The sequence below is a fragment of the Pseudomonas sp. FG36 genome, assembly GCF_057809275.1.
In genome coordinates, this window is sequence record NZ_JBMDJQ010000086.1 from 1 (window position 1) to 594 (window position 594).

The window sequence follows — 594 nt, forward strand, 5'->3', positions numbered from 1 at the left end:
CGCTGTCAAGAAGCTGGTAGAAACTCTGGATGCCTACATCCCTGAGCCAGTTCGTGCCATCGACCAGCCGTTCCTGATGCCAATCGAAGACGTATTCTCGATCTCGGGTCGTGGTACCGTTGTTACCGGTCGTATCGAGCGTGGTATCGTCCGCGTTCAGGACGCCCTGGAAATCGTTGGTCTGCGTGACACCACCACCACCACCTGCACCGGTGTTGAGATGTTCCGCAAGCTGCTGGACGAAGGTCGTGCTGGCGAGAACTGCGGCGTTCTGCTGCGTGGTACCAAGCGTGACGACGTTGAGCGTGGCCAGGTTCTGGTCAAGCCAGGTTCGGTCAAGCCGCACACCAAGTTCACCGCAGAAGTCTACGTCCTGTCGAAGGAAGAAGGCGGCCGTCACACTCCGTTCTTCAAAGGCTACCGTCCTCAGTTCTACTTCCGTACCACTGACGTGACCGGTAACTGCGAACTGCCGGAAGGCGTTGAAATGGTAATGCCAGGTGACAACATCCAGATGACTGTCACCCTGATCAAGACCATCGCAATGGAAGACGGTCTGCGTTTCGCCATCCGTGAAGGCGGTCGTACCGTCGG

General features: G+C 57.4%; 1 protein-coding gene. It reads left to right on the forward strand.

Annotation, left to right across the window (positions count from 1 at the left end):
- Positions 1–594 (forward strand): EF-Tu C-terminal domain-related protein (locus ACODS9_RS26535; protein ID WP_489095122.1); only part of this gene is annotated, 594 nt, incomplete at both ends.